Genomic DNA, 19,850 nt, shown 5'->3' with positions numbered 1-19,850 from the left:
AATTTAATATTTTGATAATTAGTTGCTTTGGGTTTTAAAACCAATTATTCTCAGTAATTTAATTTTTTAAAAAATTAAATTGCTGATGTTATATAGTGGCAGTTGGGCCCACCGGTACATCGCCGTAAGCGTGGATTTTTTCGCAAATCAGCCGGAGCGATTCTTCCAGGTTACCATCGGCGGTTTTAAAAGCATCGGCATCGATGGTTAAAGGAGCACCCAGCACCACTAAAGGAGCGCCATACGCCGGACACTGAATAGCTTGTTCCAGCGAGAGTCCGCCCACCGCTTGCACGGGCACCTGCACCGCCTGCACTACTTCCCGCAACTGATCTAAAGGGCTGGGCATGCGTTTTCCTTGCGCCGCAATACCCCGGCGTTCGTCGTAACCAATATGATGAATGATGTAATCGCAGCCTAAATCTTCGAGCCATTTTGCTCCGGCCACCATATCTTCGCAAACCATGTTGTCGCCCATTACTTTTACGCCAAAATCTCGGCCGGCTTTTACCACGCACTTAATAGTTTCGGCGTGCGCCCGGGCCATGACTACCACGTGCGTGGCACCGGCTTTCGCCATCATTTCGGCTTCCAGGTAACCGCCATCCATGGTCTTTAAATCGGCAACTAAAGGTACCCCCGGGAAAGCTTCGGCTAAGTGGCGCACCCCGTGCAAGCCTTCGGCCAGAATAAAAGGAGTGCCGGCTTCCAGCCAATCTACACCAGCCCGTAAGGCCATTGCCGCCGTATCTAAAGCTTCCGCTAAATTGGTCAGATCCAAAGAAATTTGCACAATGGGTTTCATAAACAAAGGCGTTTAGGGTTTAGCAGCAACCTGCCAGTTGAAGCAATAATTTACAAGCTGTTAAAATAGAAAATTTAAAATTTAAAAATGCTAATCCTGTTCAAATCCCTGAAAATTTTAAAAATTCAGAACATTATGGCATTTCAGCTAAGATGCAGAATAAGCAAAGCTTTACCGTTACGGGCAACAGGTTTATTTTTCAATAAAGGAAATAACAGGTAATAAGCCATTTATAAAATCATCAAACGAATCGGCTACATGAATATCTTCTCCACAATCTACATCAATCCACCTCACAGTAGGAACATCACTGTTGCGATAATCCAGAGTAATCCACCAAGGTCCGTCGCCGGTAAGTAATACTTGTTTTTCGGGTAAACCCCACTCCTTAATCATATAAGGAGTAGCTAGAATATTTTGCGCTGTTTCTATGCTTTTATCAGCTACAATTCCAAACAAGTTGGTTAAGGGCACGTGGTTCGGTGCCCAAGTTGTTTTTTCAGCCATCGGAAAAGCAAACCCTTTAGTATATCCGCCGTTCTGAATTCTTAATAAATCAATCAATAACTTTGGTAATTTAACATTCAATATTGTTTCGGCGGCACTAAGCATGTCTTCTGTTAAGCTGGGGTGATTATAATAGTTTTCATCCCAAAATTCGTTTTGATCAATCGCCATTTTTACATCTTAAAGGCATCATAACTACCCCAGATTTATTGCTGGAAGTATTAACATTTTAAACCACCTTTTTACTTTAAAACGGCAGCTTAACCCCGTAAACCGGTATTTTGGTACGGAAATGATTTTGGAGTTGATTTAGTACCGAGCCTTCTTGTTGATTTCTGATTTGGCGGCCGTCTATTTCCTGAATGGGTGTTAATTCGCCCATGGTGCCGGTGGCAAAAGCTTCGTCGGCGTTATAAAATTCGGTGAGGGAAATATTTTTTTCTTTACTCGTAATATGAAGTTCCTGCGCTAATTCCAGTACCAGCTTACGCGTGAGGCCGGGCAAACACGCGTCCGGAAGTGGCGTGTATAAGGTTCCTTTCTTTACCATAAACAAATTAGTAGCATTGGTTTCGGCCACAAATCCTTGATTATCCAGCATTACGGCATCATCGGCACCGGCTACATTGGCTTCTATTTTGGCCAGAATGTTATTAAGTAAATTATTATGGTGGATTTTAGAATCCAGAAATTGCGGACTGTTTCGCCGGATGGCGCTGGTAATTAATTTAATGCCCGCTGCGTTGTCGTAAACCGGCGGTTTGTGTTCGGCCAACACAATTAAGGTGCAGCCGGCCTGGTTTAAGCGCGGGTCCATGCCCGAAGTAATTTTTTCGCCCCGGGTAAGCGTTAGCCGGATGTGCGCATTGTCGGTCATGCTATTGGCTTGCAAGGTGGCAAAAATAGCTTCTTTAATGGTTTGGCGGTCGGGTACCTGGGCAAATGCCAACGCGTGCGCCGATTCTAACAAGCGATCGAGGTGTTGTTCTAATAAAAAAGCATATCCCTGGTAAATCCGGATGCCTTCCCATACGGCATCGCCGCCCTGCACGGCACTATCAAAAACCGAAACCCGGGCTTGCTGCCGGTCGCGTAAACCATTTACCCAAACTTTAATATCGGCATTGCGGGGGTCGTATTGTTGCTGCATAGTTAAGCTGAAATCGCGTGTTTTTTTAAAAATTGGTAATATGGTAAGGATGCTTGTTTAATTTCTTCCAGATCTCGAGGTAACTGATTTTCGGTAGTATCGGGCGGCAGAAACCCCGTGGACTGGTGCACGTTGGCGTACCAATACGGGGCCCAGCAACCATCTTCGGCCCGCGGTCCTGGTTCCCAATGAAGCATCGATTCGGTAAACGGCAAATGCAAACGGGCACAAAGGGCCGCTAAAATTTTCCGGGGGTTTTGGCGCAGTTCATTTCCATCGAGCACCAAAGGTTGCTGCCCTTGGCTTTGCAGCCAGCTAAACAGTTCGGCCTGGTGCTTTAAGCCAATATCGTTTAAAGTAGGTTTTTCCCGCACTTTGGCGTAGGAGTACAACATCTGGCCAGGCTCCCGGATCAAGAAAACATTCTGGTAATTAGTAATTTTCTGATAATCGAAGCCTTGCAAATGGTGCCCCATGTTTTTTACAAATACATTACCGGCAGACAGTTCCTGCTTGTTTATTAAATTAAAAACCTGGTTTGGGTCTTGAGATAAAGATTGGAGTACCTGTTCGCGGCCGGGATGCCGTAAACCCGTAATTTTTAAATAAACGGCGTAAAAAGGTTCATCCATTACCTGGGTGTCGGGCCGTTGCGCAAAAGAATACATTAAAGCCGTAGAAACATTACGCGGACCGGAAATTAAATGAATGACCATAAAAGTAAACGAACGAAATATATACCAGCTTTTTAAGTTATTATTTTAGCGAACTGTAATTAATTCGCGGGCAATATAAATAAATCGAAACTTTAGTTCCTAACGGAAAAATAATTACGTTTAGTTGGTTTATATTCGCCCTAAATAAACAAAAATCCGAATAGCTGCCCCATTATATTAAATACTTGAAGCTTACCTGCTTGTTGGTTGAAAAATTAAAAAGAAAAACTATGATTTTTTAAAAATCGTCCTCTTTATTTCGTTGTAGTTTTACTTACTTTTGCGGTATTACCGGTAGATTTATTATGAATTTAATTACATTGCTGCAAATAATTTTAGCGGCAGGTGCCCTGCTGGGTTTAGTTTTAGCTATTTTGTTATTTATCCGGAAGCCGAATCAATTAGCTAACCGGCTATTGAGCTTATTGATTTTGTGCCTGGCCCTGCAATCTTTTTTAATTGCATTTGATACCCAGGAATTCCTGGAACAAAGGCCGCAGTTAAGCCGCATCAGCTGGCTCTTGCCTATGGTATTTGGCCCGATGTTGTATTTGTTTATTCGTAAATTAATTGCTCGTAATCCCCGGCTTTTTCCCATCGAAATTATTCATTTTATTCCGGTAGTAGTGGCGCTGTTTTACCTGTTGCCTTATTTTATTCAAAGCCAGGAAAAAACCATTGCATTTTTAAGTAACCTGGACGCCAGCCGGCACAACGACTTTAATTTAATCCGGCAAGTAACGCTTTTTCAGGTTTTATTTTACCTGGTATATTCATTAAAAACCTTAGCGCAGTACGACAAACGCATTGTAAATACATTTTCTAATCTGGAAAACAAAAAGCTGATATGGCTTAAAAAAGTGGTTTATGTGTTACTGGCTATTTTTTTAGCCGCCGTACTAGCGGTTACCCTTAATAACTGGTATTTACCGGTTTTAACGGAGCTGTACCATTATTACCTACATTTTTTAATAGTCATTATTTTAGTTTTCTGGATTGGCTTTAAAACTTTATATCAAAAACAGATTTTTTTAAAAAATAAGGCCCATGCAACATTAAGCCAGGATGGTGAAACCTATTTAAACGAGTTTGAAAAAGATTTAATTATTCCGGATGGTCCGGTAACAGAACCGATGGGCGTACCGGGATTGCCGAAAAAATACCGCAAGTACACTCTAAAACCGGCCGCCCTCCAGAAATATTACGAACGCCTGAATGCTATCATGGAAACGCAAAAGCCTTACCGGCAAAGCAACCTAACAATTCAGGAACTTGCCGATATGTTGCAAATGCCCCGGCAATATTTATTATATTTAATACATGAGCAGTTAGGTAAATCTTTTTACGATTTTATTAACCAGTACCGCATTGCCGAAGTGCAGGCGTTCCTTGCCGAATCTAAAGAGCATTCTTTAACAAAACAGGAACTTGCCCAAAGTGCCGGCTTTACTTCCGAAGCAGCCATGGAAGCCGTCTTTATGCAATTAACCGGCAAAAGCGCCACCGAGTACTAAAAAGATCAGGAATTAGATTCATAGTAAGAGCGGCAACAATAAATTTTTTAAATTTTTAATCAACTCCAAACATGAGCATTTACGAAAATTTAAAAATCCGGTATGTTTTACTTCTTTTAACTTCCTGCTTAAGTTTTGGTATTTCGGCTACCGCCCAAACTCCCGTAGAAGAAGTAATTACCACCGAACTGGCCTTTGCGAAGTTAGCAGTCGATCAGGATACCAGGGCCGCTTTTTTAGCTTATATGTCGGATAATTCGCTGCTGGAAAGACAAGGCAAACTCATTAAAGGCCGCCCGGTTTACCTGCAATTGCCTCCTGATACCAGCGGCAAGCTCATCTGGTACCCCACTATTGCCACCAGCTCGGCAGCCGGCGATTTAGGTTATACTTCCGGGCCTTACTCTTACCAGGTTAAAGGCAAAGCCGTAGCCTTTGGCGATTTTGCTACGGTCTGGGAAAAGCATACTAACCAAAAATGGACCTTCGTCATTGATTTGGGTAACTCCTACGAACCCATTAAAGAGCAAAGCCCGCCGGGTAAAATAGAGAAAATTAATCCGGCAAATTCTAAAAATTTAAAAAATAGTAGTACAGATTTATTAAAAATTGATCAAAACCTGAACGCCCAAATCCAGTTGGGCTTAGCTTCAGCGTATGTAAAAGTATTGCACCCTTCCGCCCGCCTATTACGTACCGGAAAGCCTCCTTACACTACTACGGCTGAGAAAGAAACTTTATTCGCACAAAAAGTCACGCTCCAGTTTAAGCCCGAAGGCTATAGAATTGCCTCGTCTAACGATTTAGGTGTGGTTTACGGAAGCTGCACGCTGTTAGAACCCAACTCCGATACGGCACCGCAACAAGGCGCTTATATGCACGTTTGGCGAAAAGATGCCCAAAAAGGCTGGCAATTGCTGCACGAGAGTATTAATTTGGCACCTAAAAATTAAGGCGCAACCATTCTGTCTACCTCCCGCCAGTATTGTTGGATCTTACAATTGCAACTTTGCTTTAAGAGAATTCTACCAAGTAGTTACATCTATTGTAATCTCCTCTAATGGCCTTCCTCGCCAACGTAAAGCCTGAACGCACGTATTAGTTTAGTAACCAATTAATAGAAAGATTACAATCTCCATAATCGCGGTTTTCATCAATTTGCCTAAATAAAAACAGTACTTGTACATTTTAAATCCGTATTTATACATTAAGCAGATTGATTGGAAAGAATATTTTTGTAAGAAGCAATCTTATATTTAAAACCAGCTCCTGAAAAAGCCACACTTCTGTTAATTGCGGAATAAATAAATTTTTAAAATTTCCTCTAAATACCTTTTGAGTATGATAAACATATTACTGGTAGATGACCATAAAATAATCCGGGATGGAATTAGATCTTTGTTAAAGGATGAATCTACCATAGAGGTAGTGGGTGAAGCTTCTAACGCGCAAGAGTTAATCGAAATTTTACCCGACAAGGACGTTGATGTTATTTTAATGGACCTGAATATGCCCGTTATGGATGGGTTTGAGGGTACCAAATTCGTGAAAGATAATTATCCGGATAAGAAAGTACTGGTACTGTCTATGTTGGATAACGAGAATTACATTTCTAAAGTAATGGATGCGGGAGCTTCGGGCTATATTTTAAAAAATACCGGCCGCGAAGAAATGATTTACGCTATAACTACGGTAGCTGCGGGTAATTATTTTATTTGTACCGAAATTGCCCTAAATCTTTTAAAACGGGTTCAATCTTCGGCCACTAAAGTAGAAACTAATGGCAGCCGGCAGCCCGGTGATTTATCTAAACGGGAGATAGAAGTTTTACGGCTCATTGCCGAAGGACTTACCAATGCCGAGATCGCGGATAAACTGTTTACCAGCAAACGCACCATAGAATCGCACCGGCAACACTTAATCGAGAAAACGCAAGCTAAAAACACAGCAGCGCTCGTTAAATTTGCTTTGGAAAAAGGTATTATCGATTAAGATATATTTTAAAATTTTTATCGACTAGCTTGATTCTGCTGGACAGAAGCGTAGAAATCTAGTTGCGTTTCTTGCCGCATAATTGTCAAGAGATGTAAAAAAGAAAAGCCTGATTAATTAATCAGGCTTTTTTTAGTTTAAGAAGAGGTAACGAGCGGATTCGAACCGCTGTAGCAGCTTTTGCAGAGCTGAGCCTAGCCACTCGGCCACGTTACCGGGCTATTTGCGAGTGCAAACATACACACTTTTCTGTTTTAATCAAACATCAGCAAAAAGAAAATATAATTTATTTTAAATTTTTAATTTCTCCGGGGCTTTCCCTGGCTAAAAACAAAAGCGTCTGGAATAATCCAGACGCTTTTTTAAAAATATAGAAGAATAAAACTTATTCTGCAGGAGTTTCGTCTTCGCCGGCCGGTGCATTTTCTGCGGCAGCTCTGGCGTCAGCAGCTGCTTGCAACTTACGGGTACCAACTTCTTTTTCGTTGTTCTGCATTTGTTCCCGCAAAGCCGAAAGAGCTTCTAAATCGCCTAAAGTAGATTTAACTTCCTCTTTCTTCTTGTTGTCTGATGACTTAGCCGCTTGCGGAGCAGCACCTGGCGTACCTGGTTTTTTCTTCAAGAATTTTTCCGCTTTAGCAGCCTCATCTTTCGCATCAGTATATACGTTCGAGTGAGACAATACAATTTTGCGGTCATCTTTCGAGAATTCCATTACTTTAAAGTCTAATGATTCGCCTGCCTCAGCAGTAGTTCCATCTTCTTTAACCAGGTTTTTAGGATAAGCAAAACCTTCGATACCGTAAGGTAACTCTAATACGGCACCACGGTCGTTTTTCTCCAGGATGGTTGCCCGGTGAATAGAACCTACGTGGAACACCGTAGCGAAAGTATCCCATGGGTTTTCTTCCAGTTGCTTATGGCCTAAAGCTAAACGGCGGTTAGGCACGTCTAATTCCAGAACTACTACATCTAACGTTTCGCCCACTTTAACGAATTCTGAAGGATGTTTGATTTTCTTGGTCCAGGACAGGTCAGAAACGTGTACTAAACCATCAACGCCTTCTTCCAGCTCGATGAATAAACCAAAATTGGTTAAGTTACGAACTACACCAGTGTGGCGGGTGCCCACGGCGTATTTCTGCAACACATCTTGTTTCGTCCATGGATCTTCGGTTAACTGCTTAATGCCTAACGACATTTTGCGCTCATCCCGGTCCAGGGTTAAAACAACAGCTTCAATTTCATCGCCTTGTTTAATGAAATCTTGCGGGTTACGCAGGTGCTGCGACCAGCTCATTTCAGAAACGTGGATTAAGCCTTCTACGCCCGGTAAAATTTCCAGGAATGCGCCGTAATCGGCCACGTTCACAATTTTACCTTTAATGCGCGAACCAACTTCAATGTCAGCCGATAAAGCATCCCATGGATGAGGCGTTAATTGCTTCATACCTAAAGAGATACGCTTCTTGTCTTCGTCGAAGTCCAGAACTACTACGTTTACTTTCTGGTCTAATTCCAACACTTCCTGCGGGTGGTTGATCCGTCCCCATGAAATATCGGTAATGTGCAGTAAACCATCTACGCCACCTAAATCGATGAATACACCGAAGTTGGTCATGTTTTTGATTACACCTTCGAGTACCTGACCTTTTTCCAGGTTGTTCAGGATGCCCTGGCGTTGCTGCTCCAGATCTTTCTCGATCAGGACTTTGTGCGAAACTACCACGTTGTCGAAAGCAGCATTGATTTTTACTACTTTCACTTCCATTTTCTTACCCACGAAAATATCGAAATCGCGGATTGGTTTCACGTCGATTTGCGAACCTGGTAAGAAAGCTTCTACGCCGTATAAGTCAATGATTAAACCACCTTTGGTGCGGCGTTTAACCATACCTTCCAAAATAGTATCGTTTTCTAAGGCGCTGTAAATGTTATCCCAGGCTTTAACAATTTTAGCTTTTTTACGGGATAAAATTAACTGACCGTTGGGATCTTCCTGATCTTCGATGAATACTTCTACTTCATCGCCAATTTTAATGTCCGGCTGATCGCGGAATTCGGACAGAGGCACCAAACCATCAGATTTAAAACCGATGTTCAGGATAACGTCCCGGTCGGTAATACCCACGATGGTACCTTTAATTACTTCTTCTTCCTGAACGGTATTCAGGGTTTCGGAATACATTTGTTCCAGTTGGGCCCGCTCATCTTTAGAATAAGCGCCGCCAAACTTCTGAGATTCAAATTTATCCCAGTCAAAATCATCAATATTTGTACTCATACCACTTTGCTCTTTGGTACTAACCAACAGCCGAGCGTTCTGCTGGTAATTTGGTTAAATAATTTCCGACAAAATGCCGGAACCGCCCATTTTGAACGGAATGGCAAAAGTAGTAAAATTTAACCGAAATAGCAATTAAGTTTTTGAGTACAGGCAGGTTAGGAATAAGGACTTGCAAAAAAGAAAAAATTTAAAAAATTACTTTTAATTCTTGGTTCGCAAATACGTGTGCCAGCTCGTATCAATGGTATCGGAATGGAGAACCAGAAAAGAAGTTAAACTGGGTTTTTTGGGCTTTTGCTTTAACTGCATGTTGGCTTCCTCGGGCGTGCGGTCGCCTTTGCGGGTATTGCACCGCATACAGGCCGTTCCCAGATTAGTCCAGTTCGATTCGCCCCCCCGCGACCGGGGAATGATATGATCGATGGTCAGGTTTTTGGTGGAGTCACAGTATAAACACCGGAACTGATCGCGGCGCATAATATTCTGCCGGCTTAGGGCAATGCCTTTGTAGGGCACATTTACGTAGCGCTGCAAACGGATAATGGAAGGAACCGGAAAAGACTTGCTGATAGTTCTTAAAACGCCGTTTCGCTTTTCTACTAATTCGGCTTTATCAAGAAACAATAAAATAAAAGCTTTATGAATGCTGCAAAGCGAAATAGCCGAATAATCCTGATTTAATATAAGTACTTTCTGGTCCATAAACTTCTAAGATACTTGCCTAACATACGTAATAATCAAGTGCTAAGCAATACCAAACCCCACAGTTTAAAACAAAAAAGCAGGGCAGTTTATTTTGCTACCGGAAAAATTCTTTTAATAATGCGTAAGCGGTGGGTGTACTTTTTTCTTTGATGATTAAAAATGCCGTAATGGTCGAGCATGTCAATCCGGACTTCGCCGTGCGCGTGAATAATTTGCTGGTTTTCGAGCAAAATACCCACGTGAATTATCCGTCCTTCGTCATTATCGAAAAAAGCTAAGTCGCCAGGCTGGGTTAAATTGGCAAAATGTACTTCGATGCCCACCGAAACCTGCTGCCAGGCATCCCGGGGAAAGTTATAACCGCAAATACCAAATACCTGCTGCACAAAACCGGAACAATCAATACCGAAAATTGATTTACCGCCCCAGAGGTAAGGCGCTTTTAAATAACTGTGCGCCACCTTGGTGAAAAAGTTAATTTTAAAAGGCAGCGAGTTATTGGTAGCCCGGCCACTATACACGTATTTCTGGTTGTTTATCCGGATGTTAATGCCATCGAAAAAAGGCAAAGTACTGCCGATCATAATAGGTATGCGGGTATTCTCGCTGCTTATGGTTTGCACCAAATCGACGGCCCGCGGGTGTGCGGTTGCTTTCCATTCGGTAAAATACTCCGGCGTTACCGGGCAATGTTGCTTAAAATCAATCCAACCGGTATAATCGTCGGCGGCAATCTTTATCTGATGCCAGTTGCCCTGCGAACCCATAATCTGGTAACACTCCCCGTACAAAAGCTGCGTCACCAACTCGCTTTTATCCGAAGGTTCTGCGCGCACCGGCACCAAACTTAAGCTACATATTCCGTTATCCACTATAATTTAGATTTAAAATGCTAGACTATGAATGAAAATGATAAATTTTAAAATTAAATTCAAATTTAACCATATTAAGGGATTTGGTCTAGAATTTAGTGTCTATTGTATATTTTAGAAACGTTCACGTTGCAGTTCCCTTTTTATATCACGTTCTTTAATATCTTCCCGCTTATCATACAATTTTTTACCCCGGGCTAAAGCTATTTCTACTTTGGCGAAACCGCGTTCGTTAATAAATACCCGGATGGGAATAATGGTTAAACCTTGCTCCTCCGATTTTTTACTTAGCTGGTTAAGTTCTTTTTTGTTGAGTAGCAACTTGCGCGGCCGGGTAGGTTCGTGGTTGTAGTAGGTGCCTTCGGTGTATTTGGCAATGGTTACCTGAATAAGCCACAGACCATCCGGCATAAAGGTGCAAAATCCATCTTGCAAATTTACGTTTCCTTCCCGGATAGATTTTATTTCGGTGCCTTGCAGCATGATACCGGCAATGTATTTACTTAAAAATTCGTATTCGTAGGAGGCCCGTCGGTTAACAATATTAACGTTCTTCTTTATCCGGTCTTTATCTTTCGCCATTTATTGTAGAGTAAAACTCAAATTTTCCTTATTTTTTAAATAAAATCAAAATAATAAAAGATTGTTTCGGTAATCTTTTAGGTGATGTAATAGCCTTTTTACTATTTCCAATAAAATCCAGCTGGCTTTATTAAAATAGCTTGATTAGAAAGTAATCAATCTGTATTGGTTATCAGATTAAAAGGTAAACGATTAATATTAATTTCTGAATTTATCTTTCTTCTAATTATTTTTACCCGAAGGCTTAAATTACAAACAACGTGCTCTCCCGAATTATTTTGAATAGAAAGTTTTTGCAATACGGATTTTTATTGTTGCTGTTAAGTTATAGTTCGTGTAAAAACAATAAAGAATCTACGTCTTTTACATTTCAAGTACAGGCCAAAAATCCATCCCTCGAAACTCCGGCAGAGCCAAGTAAACCCACTCTTACTCCGGTAAAGGATAAACAAACTGCGGCCATTCTACCGGATACAATTAAAAAAATCACGAATGATTCTACCATCAAAGCTTCAAAACGGCTTCCGAGCGCTAACAAAAATTTAAAAACAACGGTTGTAGGGCCAGATACGTTGCCAGGTTCTATTCTGCCGGCAAAGCGCATTGTGGCTTTTTACGGTACGCCTTTATCTAAACGCATGGGTATTTTGGGTGAACTGCCGCCAACCGAAATGTTAGATAAATTAGACCTGGAAGTAAGCAAATGGCAACAAGCTGACCCAAAAACGCCGGTACAACCCGCCTTGCATTTAATAGCTGTTACTGCCCAAAACGAACCAGGCAGAAGTGGCAAATACCGCCTGCGCGTGGCTAATTCCGTCATTGATTCGGTGCTGCACTACGCGCAAACCCGAAACGCGCTGGTATTTTTAGATATTCAGTTAGGAACCAGTACCCTGCAGGAAGAATTACCTGTCCTGGAAAATTATTTAAAATTACCTAATGTACATCTGGGTATTGATGCTGAATTTGCTTTAAAACCGGGAAAAATTCCGGGCCGTAACATTGGCACTTACGATGCCGAAGATATCAATTTTGCGAGCCAGTATTTAGCAGATATTGCCAGGCAAAACCAACTACCACCAAAATTATTAATTGTTCATCGGTTTACTAAGCCCATGATAACGAACTATAAAAAAATTAACCTGGATCCTTATTGTCAGATAGTCATGCACATGGATGGTTGGGGTAACCCGGCAATAAAGAAAAGTAGTTATTTAAAATACATCAAAGAGGAACCGGTGCAATATGCGGGCATTAAGATTTTCTACAGAAATGATATCCGGAAAAAAGGCTGGCGCTTAATGAAACCTCATGAAATTTTAGCCTTAAATCCGAAGCCGTATTACATCCAATATCAATAACTCAGATGCTAGATACTAGATGTTAGATTTTTACTTGGATATTTTTTAAGGTTTTTAGAAATGGATTTGATTGTATTATAGATTCATTTTAATTAGAATTCTGGATATATAATTACTGGATATATAATTAGATAAAGCAACAAGGGTCTGATAATAGAATCAGACCCTTGTTGGTATTGGTAAAAACGTAAATTTTTAAAAATTTACTTTAAGGCGTTGTATAAAACTTCTAAAGTGTGTAAAGCCTGGCGGCCAGTGCCATCTTTAATTTGGTGACGGCAACTGGTACCGGGGGCCGCAATAATTACCTCTTCGGGTTGCTTCCGAACCGTAGGAAATAACACCAGTTCCCCTATTTTCATCGATACCTCGTAATGTTCTGATTCGTAGCCAAACGAACCCGCCATGCCGCAACAACCTGACGGAATTACTTCTACAGTATAATTTTCGGGCAACGAAAGCATTTTTTGCGTGTACGCTACTGACGATAAAGCTTTTTGATGGCAATGCCCGTGCAATTTAATCAACCGTTTTTCCTGGGTAAACTGATCCGGGGTAATGTTGCCTTTACCTATTTCGGCAAAGATAAACTCATCGATTAAAAAGCTATTCTGCGCAATTTTTTGCGCATCGGCAAATTGATCTTCGTCCACTAAATCCAAGTATTCATCGCGGAACGTTAAAATAGCCGACGGCTCCACTCCTATTAGCGGGGCATTACCGGAAACCACTTTACTTAACTTGGCTACGTTTTTTACCGCTAATTTTTTTGCTTCCCGCACCAAACCCTTCGATAAATACGTCCGGCCGCTTTCTTCGTGCTCCGGAATGTGTACTTCGTAGCCTAAGCGCTCTAGCAATAACACGGCTTTCTGGCCAATCTCTACGTCATTAAAATTGGTAAACTCGTCGCAAAACAAATTTACTTTACCTTTAGAAACCGCATATTTTAAATTATTTTGTTTCTGGTGTTTCTTAAACCATTGCCGCAGGGTGGTTTTATGTAATAAAGGCAAAGGACGCTCTGGGGCAAAGCCAACTACTTTCTTAGCCAGACTGGAAGTAGTTTTATTCGTAAACACAAAGTTGTAAATGCTTGGGGCAATCGAAGCCAAATTGTTTAAGTTCGTAAAATTACCCACCAAACGCGTACGGAGCGGAATGCCGTTGGCATCGTAGTAATGTTGCAGAAACTCGGCTTTTAACTTGGCCACGTCCACATTAGAGGGGCACTCTGATTTGCAGCCTTTGCACGAAATGCAAAGTTCCATGGCTTCTTTGATTTCGTGGTGGTCGAACCGGTTTTCTTTGGGGGAGCGGGTTAAAAACTCGCGGAGCATGTTGGCCCGGCCGCGGGTAGTGTCTTTTTCGTTGCGGGTTACCATGTAGCTCGGGCACATGGTGCCGCCGGTTAAATGCGTTTTGCGGCAATCGCCGGAACCGTTGCACAATTCCGCAGCCCGTAAAATTCCCTGGGCATCTTTAAATTTAAAAACAGTATTAAAATCGGGCGTTTCCTGGCCAGGCTTGTAGCGTAAAAACGTATCCATGGCCGGGGTGTTTACTATTTTGCCCGGATTAAAAATATTGTCTGGGTCCCAGGTGCGTTTTACTTCTTCCAGCAGTTGATAGTTTTTTTCGCCTACCATCCATTTTATAAATTCCCCGCGTAAACGGCCATCGCCGTGTTCCCCACTTAAAGAACCCCGGTATTTCTTAACTAATCGGGCAATTTCTTCGGCAATCAGCCGGAATAACTTGTTACCGGCGGCCGTTTTTAAATTAATGATCGGCCGAAGGTGTAGTTCGCCGGAGCCTGCATGCGCGTAATGCACGCAGAACAAATCATTCTGTTTTAAAATCTCATTAAATTCAGCAATAAAAGCGGGCAAGTCATTGGCATCTACGGCAGTATCTTCAATTACCGCTACAGGTTTCGCATCGCCCGGAATATTAGAGAGTAATCCCAAGCCGGCTTTTCTCAAAGTCCAGACTTTTTTGGTGTCCGGCCCCATCACTAACGGATAATGGTAACCTAAACCTTGCTGTTGCAAATCGGCGATTAAGGCCTTAGCCACGGCTTCTATTTCGGCGCGGGTATTTTTTGAAATTTCTACTACCAAAATGGCCCCTGGATCGCCTTGCACAAAAAAGCGGTTTTGGCTTTGTTCAATATTCGCTTTGGTACATTCCAGCACGTAATGGTCCATGAGCTCACTGGCGCTGGGCTGGTATTGTAGAGCCACTAAATTTGCCCGTAAAGATTCATCGATGGTATGGCAATGGATACACAACAGCCCGATTTCTTTGGGGGGCAATGGCACTACATTTAATTTAATTTCGGTTAAAAAGGCCAGCGTGCCTTCGGAGCCTGCAATAAGCTTACAGAAATTAAAAGCGCTGGCACCCGGCGTAAACGGCTCGGTTTCCAGTAATAAATCTACGGCGTAACCCGTGTTGCGGCGCTCCACGGTAGGTTTTGGAAACTCGCGGCGGATTTCTTCTTGAGTGGCCGGGTGGCTCAACATGGCTTTGGTAGCCTGGTAAATTTTAGTTTCCAAAGGGCCGGAGGTATTCTCGCCTAAACATTTGGCTTCAAACTGGGCCGAAGTTAAGCTCGAAAATTCTGTTTCGGTGCCGTCGCTTAAAATAGCTTTAACCGATAACAAGTGTTCGCGGGTGCTGCGGTAAACCACCGAGTTCGATCCGCAGGAATTATTACCTACCATACCGCCTACCATGGCCCGGTTGGCCGTAGAAGTTTCCGGACCAAAGTATAAGCCGTAGGGTTTTAAAAATAAATTTAATTCATCGCGGATAACGCCGGGCTGTACGCGTACCCAACGTTCTTCCGGGTTAATTTCTAAAATTTGCGTAAAGGTGCGCGAAACATCCACCACAATGCCGTTGCCTACCACTTGGCCAGCTAAAGAAGTACCCGCCGTGCGCGGAATAAGCGAAGTACCCTCCCGCCGGGCAAACTGGATTAATGTTTTTATGTCCTCTTTATTTGCCGGGAAAGCCACGGCTAAAGGCATTTCGCGGTACGCCGATGCATCGGTGGCATACAGCGTGCGCATGGTAGAATCAAAGTGGAGTTCGCCGGTTAATTGTTTGGCAAGTTGAACGAGTTTATCTGTATTCATTTTTAAATTTTAGGCAATTCACCGGCGTAAGTTATTCCGGAAAACAAAAAATGATTGCCTGAATTAGAACGCTAATATATTGGCTAATGACACAAGTTTGAAGTGAAGACGTGTAAATTTAAAAAATTTAAAATTTTTACATTTCATGTTTTCCTTATTCGCCTATCTTTAGTTGTTTAATGAAGCCTAAAATTAACTCAATAAAAACGCTTACATGCAATTTTCTCTGAAAACTTGTACTCTGCGCTACTGGCAAACCGGTGATGAGTTAGCTTTGGCCAAACACGCCAACAATTATCATATCTGGATAAACCTTCGTGATTCTTTTCCGCACCCGTATACGTTACAGGACGCGCAAACCTGGATTATGCTGGCTAATGCTACAAAACCCATCACCAACTTTGCCATTATCGTAAACAATGAACCTGTAGGCGGTATTGGGTTAGTTTTACAACCGGACGTGTACCGCAAAAGCGCTGAAATTGGCTACTGGCTGAGTGAGCAGTACTGGAACCAAGGGATTATAACCGAAGCACTCCAGGCAATTACTGATTTTGGTTTTAACACGCTGGAACTCGAAAGAATCTATGCCGGCGTTTTTGCTTGGAATCCTAAATCTGCCAGAGTATTGGAAAAAGCCGGTTATCACCTGGAAGGAAAATTAAAAAACTCCGTCTATAAAAATAAGCAGTTAATTGATTCCTTGCTTTACGCCAAAGTAAGAAGTATTACCGGCGCATAAAAAAAGCTGCCCCGGTGGAGCAGCTTTCTAGTTTTTAAATTTTTAAAATTTTAACGTAAATCAATTACTTTAACGCCTTTAAATTTAGATTTATCAAAAGCAAAATAGTTGTTGTCTACACTTGCCGGGTTAGGATTGAAATTGGTAATGGTATAAGTATACCGGTTACCGTTATTCCGGAACATGGTCCAGCTTTTTAAAGATTTATCTTTTTTGCTGATGTTTAACCGTACTTTAAAAACCGGGTCGTTACGGTCTTCGGGAGCTAATTCAATTACATCGCACAGCTCGCCATCAACTTTTGCTTCTTCTACGTAGGCCGATTTATAACCTTTTTTGTACATGGTAAATATTTTGTTCGGGGTCATGCCTTCGTCATCCGGATCATTCTCCGATATGTTTACCTCATTTTCCGATTTAATGTACGTCCAGATGGTATTGCCATTGTTAATGATTTCCTGATCTTCGGTTTTCAGACGGAACTTGTTGCCCATTACGGTAATTTCGCCTTCTACATTTTCTTTCATCTTACTGCTGGTGTTTTCCAAAGTTTGATTGAAGTTGGCGCGAAATACTTTGTAGGCCTGGTACTTCTTACTCATGGCATCCAAAATCTGCCGGGCCTTTTGGTCCTGTGCCTGGGTAACTTGAGCAACCGTGCCCATTAAAACAAACACGAAAAAGATTATTCTTTTTATCATACAATTTTTAAGGATTACCTGAATGTTCTTCTTATTTTTCTATAGTGTTCAATAATTGTTCCAAACTGTATTCATCCGGAATAAGAACATCGCGGGCTTTGCTTCCTTCAAAAGGCCCCACCACCCCGGCGGCTTCTAATTGGTCGATTAAGCGGCCGGCGCGGTTATAGCCTAGTTTTAAGCGCCTTTGCAGTAAAGACGTGCTGCCTTGCTGGTGCGTAACAATAATTCGAGCGGCTTCTTCAAATAAAGAGTCGCGGGTACTGGGGTCAAAATCGGCTTTATCATTGCCACTATCATCGCCAACAAATTCCGGCAACAAATAAGCGTCGTTGTAGCCTTGCTGCTCCCCAATAAAATCACAAATCCGGTCTACCTCCGGGGTATCCACAAAAGCACACTGCAACCGGATTAAATCAGAGCCTACGGAGAATAACATATCACCCTGCCCTACTAGCTGTTCGGCCCCGCCGGTATCCAGAATAGTACGTGAATCGATTTTGGAAGTAACTTTAAAAGAAATCCGGCACGGGAAGTTGGCTTTAATAATACCCGTAATTACGTTAACGGATGGGCGCTGGGTAGCCACTACCAGGTGTATGCCAATGGCGCGGGCTAACTGCGCTAAACGGGCAATGGGCGTTTCTACTTCTTTACCGGCGGTCATCATTAAATCGGCCAACTCATCTATCACCAACACAATAAAAGGCATAAAGCGGTGGCCTTTTTTCGGGTTTAAGCGCCGCTCCACAAACTTTTGGTTATATTCTTTTAAATTCCGGCAACCGGCATCTTTTAACAAATCGTAGCGCATGTCCATTTCCATACACAACGAGTTGAGCGTATTGATAACCTTTTTAGTATCCGTTATAATCGGTTCATCGCTGTCCGGTAGTTTAGCCAAGAAGTGACGTTCAATTTTATTAAATAAGGATAATTCTACTTTCTTCGGGTCGACCAACACAAATTTTAATTGGCTCGGATGCTTCTTATAGATTAAAGAAGTAAGAATCGCATTTAACCCCACGGATTTACCTTGTCCGGTTGCCCCAGCCATAAGTAAGTGCGGCATCTTCGCTAAATCGGTAATAAAAACTTCGTTGGTAATGGTTTTCCCGAAAGCAATCGGCAAATCCATCTCACTTTTTAAAAATTTCTCGGTAGAGAGGATGGATTTTATAGAAACCATTTCTTTTTTCTTGTTGGGCACTTCAATCCCGATGGTTCCTTTGCCCGGAATAGGCGCAATAATACGAATACCTAAAGCGGCTAAGCTCAAAGCAATATCGTCCTCCAGATTTTTAATTTTAGAAATCCGGACGCCGGCGTCCGGCACAATTTCGTACAGGGTTACAGTAGGCCCAATAGTAGCTTTAATGCTGGCAATACCAATGGCGTAATTGGCCAGCGTTTCCACAATTTTATCTTTATTAGCTTCCAGTTCTTCTTTGGTTACCTGAATTTTGCCCAGGTTATAATCGTTCAGCAGGTCGATGTTCGGGTATTGATAACGGGCTAAATCCAGGGTTGGATCGTAGTTCTCCATATCTTTACCCAGCGGCTCTACCGGAATTTCCGAAATTTTAAAATCCGGCGCAGGGGTGCTTAGCGGCGCAGCCGGGGCTTTTATTGGTTCTTCTTCGTCTAAAAATAAATCTTCGTCGTCAAAGAAATCGGTTTCGGTATCGTAGCCCGGTTCAATATCTAACTGAATACCGCCGGATAAAGGCTTAGTTGCTAGATTTGAAATAGCAGCAGAAGCAGGTTTAGTAGCCACGGTAAAAACAGGGGCGGGTGCAACGCTTAGCTCCAGGTTATCTTCGTCGGCATCGGGCAGGTTATTAACAGTTAATTTTAATTCGGGCTCTGCAGCGGCAAGTTCTTCCTCGGGTTCCTCCGCTTCTTCCGCTTCTATTTCGGCTGTTGGGTTAGTATATTGGTTTACCCCGGTAGATTGCTGCTCGTAAGTGTCGGCATTGTACGCGTTTACGGCCGTACGATTATCCGAATTTTTACCGCTGTTGCCCGCAGCAGTTGAAACAACGGGTTTTTTAACTGATAGGCTGGTAATGTTAAAGAAGAAAACTACGAAGATGATAAGCAAAAACGCCAGCAAAAAAGCGGTGCCCATCCCAATTAAACTCTCGAACCAGAGCGCTGTTTCGTAACCAATGCCGCCGCTCAAAAAAGACAAATCTTCTACCCGGTTTAAGCGCAAAACCACGTACCCCAGCAACAAACTGCACCAAAGCATAGCAAACATGCAAATGGTGTAGGTATACGATAATGAAACCTGCGTGCGCCGGAATAAGATTTTGTAACCGGTGAAAAAGATGATAGGAATCACAAAAAACGAAGCAACTCCCAGCCATTCATAAATAAAGTAATTCGAGATCCAGGCGCCAAACAAACCCAGCCAGTTTTCTGATTCTAAGCCGGAGTTTTTTATGTCGCTGGTTTTTAAAGATTCCACTACGCTTTGATCAGCAGGACCAGTAAACAAGTAAGATACAAAAGCAATTAACAGGTACAGCGCCGATAACAATAAGGTAAACCCAATAAGTAAGTGAAACCGCCGGTCGCGCAGAAAATTAAAGCTGATAAATGAAAACTTGGGCATCGACCAGCGCCCGGAAGTTGCCTTGTTGGTTTTAGGAGCGTTACTGGTGCGACTCACCGGCTCATTAATGGCCTTTGGGCTGTTTTTAGCTTTGGGCACATTTCCTGCTTCACGTTTAAAAGTATTCGTAGCCATGCTTTATAGAAA

The 19,850-nt window shown here is 42.3% G+C and carries 16 protein-coding genes and 1 tRNA gene; 5 read left to right on the top strand and 12 right to left on the bottom strand.

Going from position 1 to position 19,850, the window contains the following annotated elements; all coding sequences use genetic code 11:
- Positions 1–88: 88 nt before the first annotated feature.
- The 4 genes from HUW51_RS20275 to HUW51_RS20260 all read right to left on the bottom strand — a co-directional run bounded on the left by HUW51_RS20275 (position 89) and on the right by HUW51_RS20260 (position 3,178).
- Positions 89–805: an orotidine 5'-phosphate decarboxylase / HUMPS family protein gene (locus HUW51_RS20275; protein WP_185271436.1), complete on the bottom strand. Its 717-nt coding sequence runs from the start codon at positions 803–805 to the stop codon at positions 89–91.
- Positions 806–997: 192 nt separating this feature from the next.
- A complete protein-coding gene (locus tag HUW51_RS20270; RefSeq protein WP_185271435.1) occupies positions 998–1,483 on the bottom strand; it encodes an SMI1/KNR4 family protein in 486 nt (161 codons plus the stop codon).
- Between the two features lie 76 nt (positions 1,484–1,559).
- A complete protein-coding gene (locus HUW51_RS20265; protein ID WP_185271434.1) occupies positions 1,560–2,462 on the bottom strand; it encodes an aminotransferase class IV in 903 nt (300 codons plus the stop codon).
- A 2-nt stretch (positions 2,463–2,464) separates the two neighbouring features.
- Complete coding sequence (locus HUW51_RS20260; protein ID WP_185271433.1) at positions 2,465–3,178, bottom strand: sulfotransferase-like domain-containing protein; 714 nt, start codon at positions 3,176–3,178, stop codon at positions 2,465–2,467.
- A 305-nt stretch (positions 3,179–3,483) separates the two neighbouring features.
- Here HUW51_RS20260 and HUW51_RS20255 point away from each other — a divergent pair, with 305 nt between their 5' ends.
- From HUW51_RS20255 to HUW51_RS20245, 3 genes are all read left to right on the top strand, one after another.
- Positions 3,484–4,692: an AraC family transcriptional regulator gene (locus HUW51_RS20255; RefSeq protein WP_185271432.1), complete on the top strand. Its 1,209-nt coding sequence runs from the start codon at positions 3,484–3,486 to the stop codon at positions 4,690–4,692.
- A 71-nt stretch (positions 4,693–4,763) separates the two neighbouring features.
- A complete protein-coding gene (locus HUW51_RS20250; RefSeq protein ID WP_185271431.1) occupies positions 4,764–5,645 on the top strand; it encodes a DUF4440 domain-containing protein in 882 nt (293 codons plus the stop codon).
- Positions 5,646–6,033: 388 nt separating this feature from the next.
- Positions 6,034–6,684, top strand: a complete 651-nt coding sequence (locus HUW51_RS20245; protein WP_185271430.1) for a response regulator transcription factor — start codon at positions 6,034–6,036, stop codon at positions 6,682–6,684.
- A 145-nt stretch (positions 6,685–6,829) separates the two neighbouring features.
- Here HUW51_RS20245 and HUW51_RS20240 read toward each other — a convergent pair.
- The 5 genes from HUW51_RS20240 to smpB form a co-directional block, all read right to left on the bottom strand.
- Positions 6,830–6,900 (bottom strand) — tRNA-Cys (locus HUW51_RS20240).
- A gap of 169 nt (positions 6,901–7,069) precedes the next feature.
- Positions 7,070–8,968: a 30S ribosomal protein S1 gene (gene rpsA, locus HUW51_RS20235; protein ID WP_185271429.1), complete on the bottom strand. Its 1,899-nt coding sequence runs from the start codon at positions 8,966–8,968 to the stop codon at positions 7,070–7,072.
- A gap of 204 nt (positions 8,969–9,172) precedes the next feature.
- Positions 9,173–9,673 (bottom strand): HNH endonuclease, encoded by a 501-nt coding sequence (locus HUW51_RS20230; protein WP_185271428.1) that lies wholly within the window; start codon positions 9,671–9,673, stop codon positions 9,173–9,175.
- A gap of 89 nt (positions 9,674–9,762) precedes the next feature.
- On the bottom strand, positions 9,763–10,548 hold the full coding sequence (locus tag HUW51_RS20225) for a C40 family peptidase (RefSeq protein WP_228466783.1): 786 nt from the start codon (positions 10,546–10,548) through the stop codon (positions 9,763–9,765).
- A 114-nt stretch (positions 10,549–10,662) separates the two neighbouring features.
- Positions 10,663–11,130, bottom strand: a complete 468-nt coding sequence (gene smpB, locus HUW51_RS20220) for an SsrA-binding protein SmpB (RefSeq protein WP_185271427.1) — start codon at positions 11,128–11,130, stop codon at positions 10,663–10,665.
- 278 nt (positions 11,131–11,408) lie between these two features.
- On the opposite strand from smpB, the gene HUW51_RS20215 reads away from it, so the two are divergent.
- Positions 11,409–12,494: a hypothetical protein gene (locus tag HUW51_RS20215; protein ID WP_185271426.1), complete on the top strand. Its 1,086-nt coding sequence runs from the start codon at positions 11,409–11,411 to the stop codon at positions 12,492–12,494.
- Positions 12,495–12,697: 203 nt separating this feature from the next.
- Here the strand turns inward: HUW51_RS20215 and HUW51_RS20210 are convergent, their stop codons facing one another.
- The gene (locus HUW51_RS20210; RefSeq protein ID WP_185271425.1) at positions 12,698–15,640 is read right to left on the bottom strand and encodes an FAD-binding and (Fe-S)-binding domain-containing protein; all 2,943 of its coding nucleotides are present in this window, start codon (positions 15,638–15,640) and stop codon (positions 12,698–12,700) included.
- A gap of 214 nt (positions 15,641–15,854) precedes the next feature.
- Between HUW51_RS20210 and HUW51_RS20205 the strand changes: the two genes are divergently transcribed.
- Complete coding sequence (locus HUW51_RS20205) at positions 15,855–16,382, top strand: GNAT family N-acetyltransferase (protein WP_185271424.1); 528 nt, start codon at positions 15,855–15,857, stop codon at positions 16,380–16,382.
- A 50-nt stretch (positions 16,383–16,432) separates the two neighbouring features.
- Here HUW51_RS20205 and HUW51_RS20200 read toward each other — a convergent pair whose 3' ends face one another.
- Together HUW51_RS20200 and HUW51_RS20195 are read right to left on the bottom strand one after the other, a co-directional pair.
- A complete protein-coding gene (locus HUW51_RS20200; RefSeq protein ID WP_228466781.1) occupies positions 16,433–17,083 on the bottom strand; it encodes a LolA family protein in 651 nt (216 codons plus the stop codon).
- Positions 17,084–17,114: 31 nt separating this feature from the next.
- Positions 17,115–19,838, bottom strand: coding sequence for an FtsK/SpoIIIE family DNA translocase (locus HUW51_RS20195; RefSeq protein ID WP_185271423.1), 2,724 nt, complete (start codon positions 19,836–19,838; stop codon positions 17,115–17,117).
- Positions 19,839–19,850: the final 12 nt, after the last annotated feature.

It is taken from the genome of Adhaeribacter swui (assembly GCF_014217805.1).
GTDB lineage: Bacteria > Bacteroidota > Bacteroidia > Cytophagales > Hymenobacteraceae > Adhaeribacter > Adhaeribacter swui.
The sequence above is the reverse complement of the archived record's forward strand: the minus strand, read 5'-3'. Positions and strand labels throughout refer to the sequence as shown.

Bases quoted from the DNA above. Each gene is read 5' to 3' on its own strand.
- HUW51_RS20275 (WP_185271436.1), bottom strand. From the start codon at position 805: ATGAAACCCATTGTGCAAATTTCTTTGGATCTGACCAATTTAGCGGAA.
- HUW51_RS20270 (WP_185271435.1), bottom strand. From the start codon at position 1,483: ATGGCGATTGATCAAAACGAATTTTGGGATGAAAACTATTATAATCAC.
- HUW51_RS20265 (WP_185271434.1), bottom strand. From the start codon at position 2,462: ATGCAGCAACAATACGACCCCCGCAATGCCGATATTAAAGTTTGGGTA.
- HUW51_RS20260 (WP_185271433.1), bottom strand. From the start codon at position 3,178: ATGGTCATTCATTTAATTTCCGGTCCGCGTAATGTTTCTACGGCTTTA.
- HUW51_RS20255 (WP_185271432.1), top strand. From the start codon at position 3,484: ATGAATTTAATTACATTGCTGCAAATAATTTTAGCGGCAGGTGCCCTG.
- HUW51_RS20250 (WP_185271431.1), top strand. From the start codon at position 4,764: ATGAGCATTTACGAAAATTTAAAAATCCGGTATGTTTTACTTCTTTTA.
- HUW51_RS20245 (WP_185271430.1), top strand. From the start codon at position 6,034: ATGATAAACATATTACTGGTAGATGACCATAAAATAATCCGGGATGGA.
- rpsA (WP_185271429.1), bottom strand. From the start codon at position 8,968: ATGAGTACAAATATTGATGATTTTGACTGGGATAAATTTGAATCTCAG.
- HUW51_RS20230 (WP_185271428.1), bottom strand. From the start codon at position 9,673: ATGGACCAGAAAGTACTTATATTAAATCAGGATTATTCGGCTATTTCG.
- smpB (WP_185271427.1), bottom strand. From the start codon at position 11,130: ATGGCGAAAGATAAAGACCGGATAAAGAAGAACGTTAATATTGTTAAC.
- HUW51_RS20210 (WP_185271425.1), bottom strand. From the start codon at position 15,640: ATGAATACAGATAAACTCGTTCAACTTGCCAAACAATTAACCGGCGAA.
- HUW51_RS20205 (WP_185271424.1), top strand. From the start codon at position 15,855: ATGCAATTTTCTCTGAAAACTTGTACTCTGCGCTACTGGCAAACCGGT.
- HUW51_RS20200 (WP_228466781.1), bottom strand. From the start codon at position 17,083: ATGATAAAAAGAATAATCTTTTTCGTGTTTGTTTTAATGGGCACGGTT.
- HUW51_RS20195 (WP_185271423.1), bottom strand. From the start codon at position 19,838: ATGGCTACGAATACTTTTAAACGTGAAGCAGGAAATGTGCCCAAAGCT.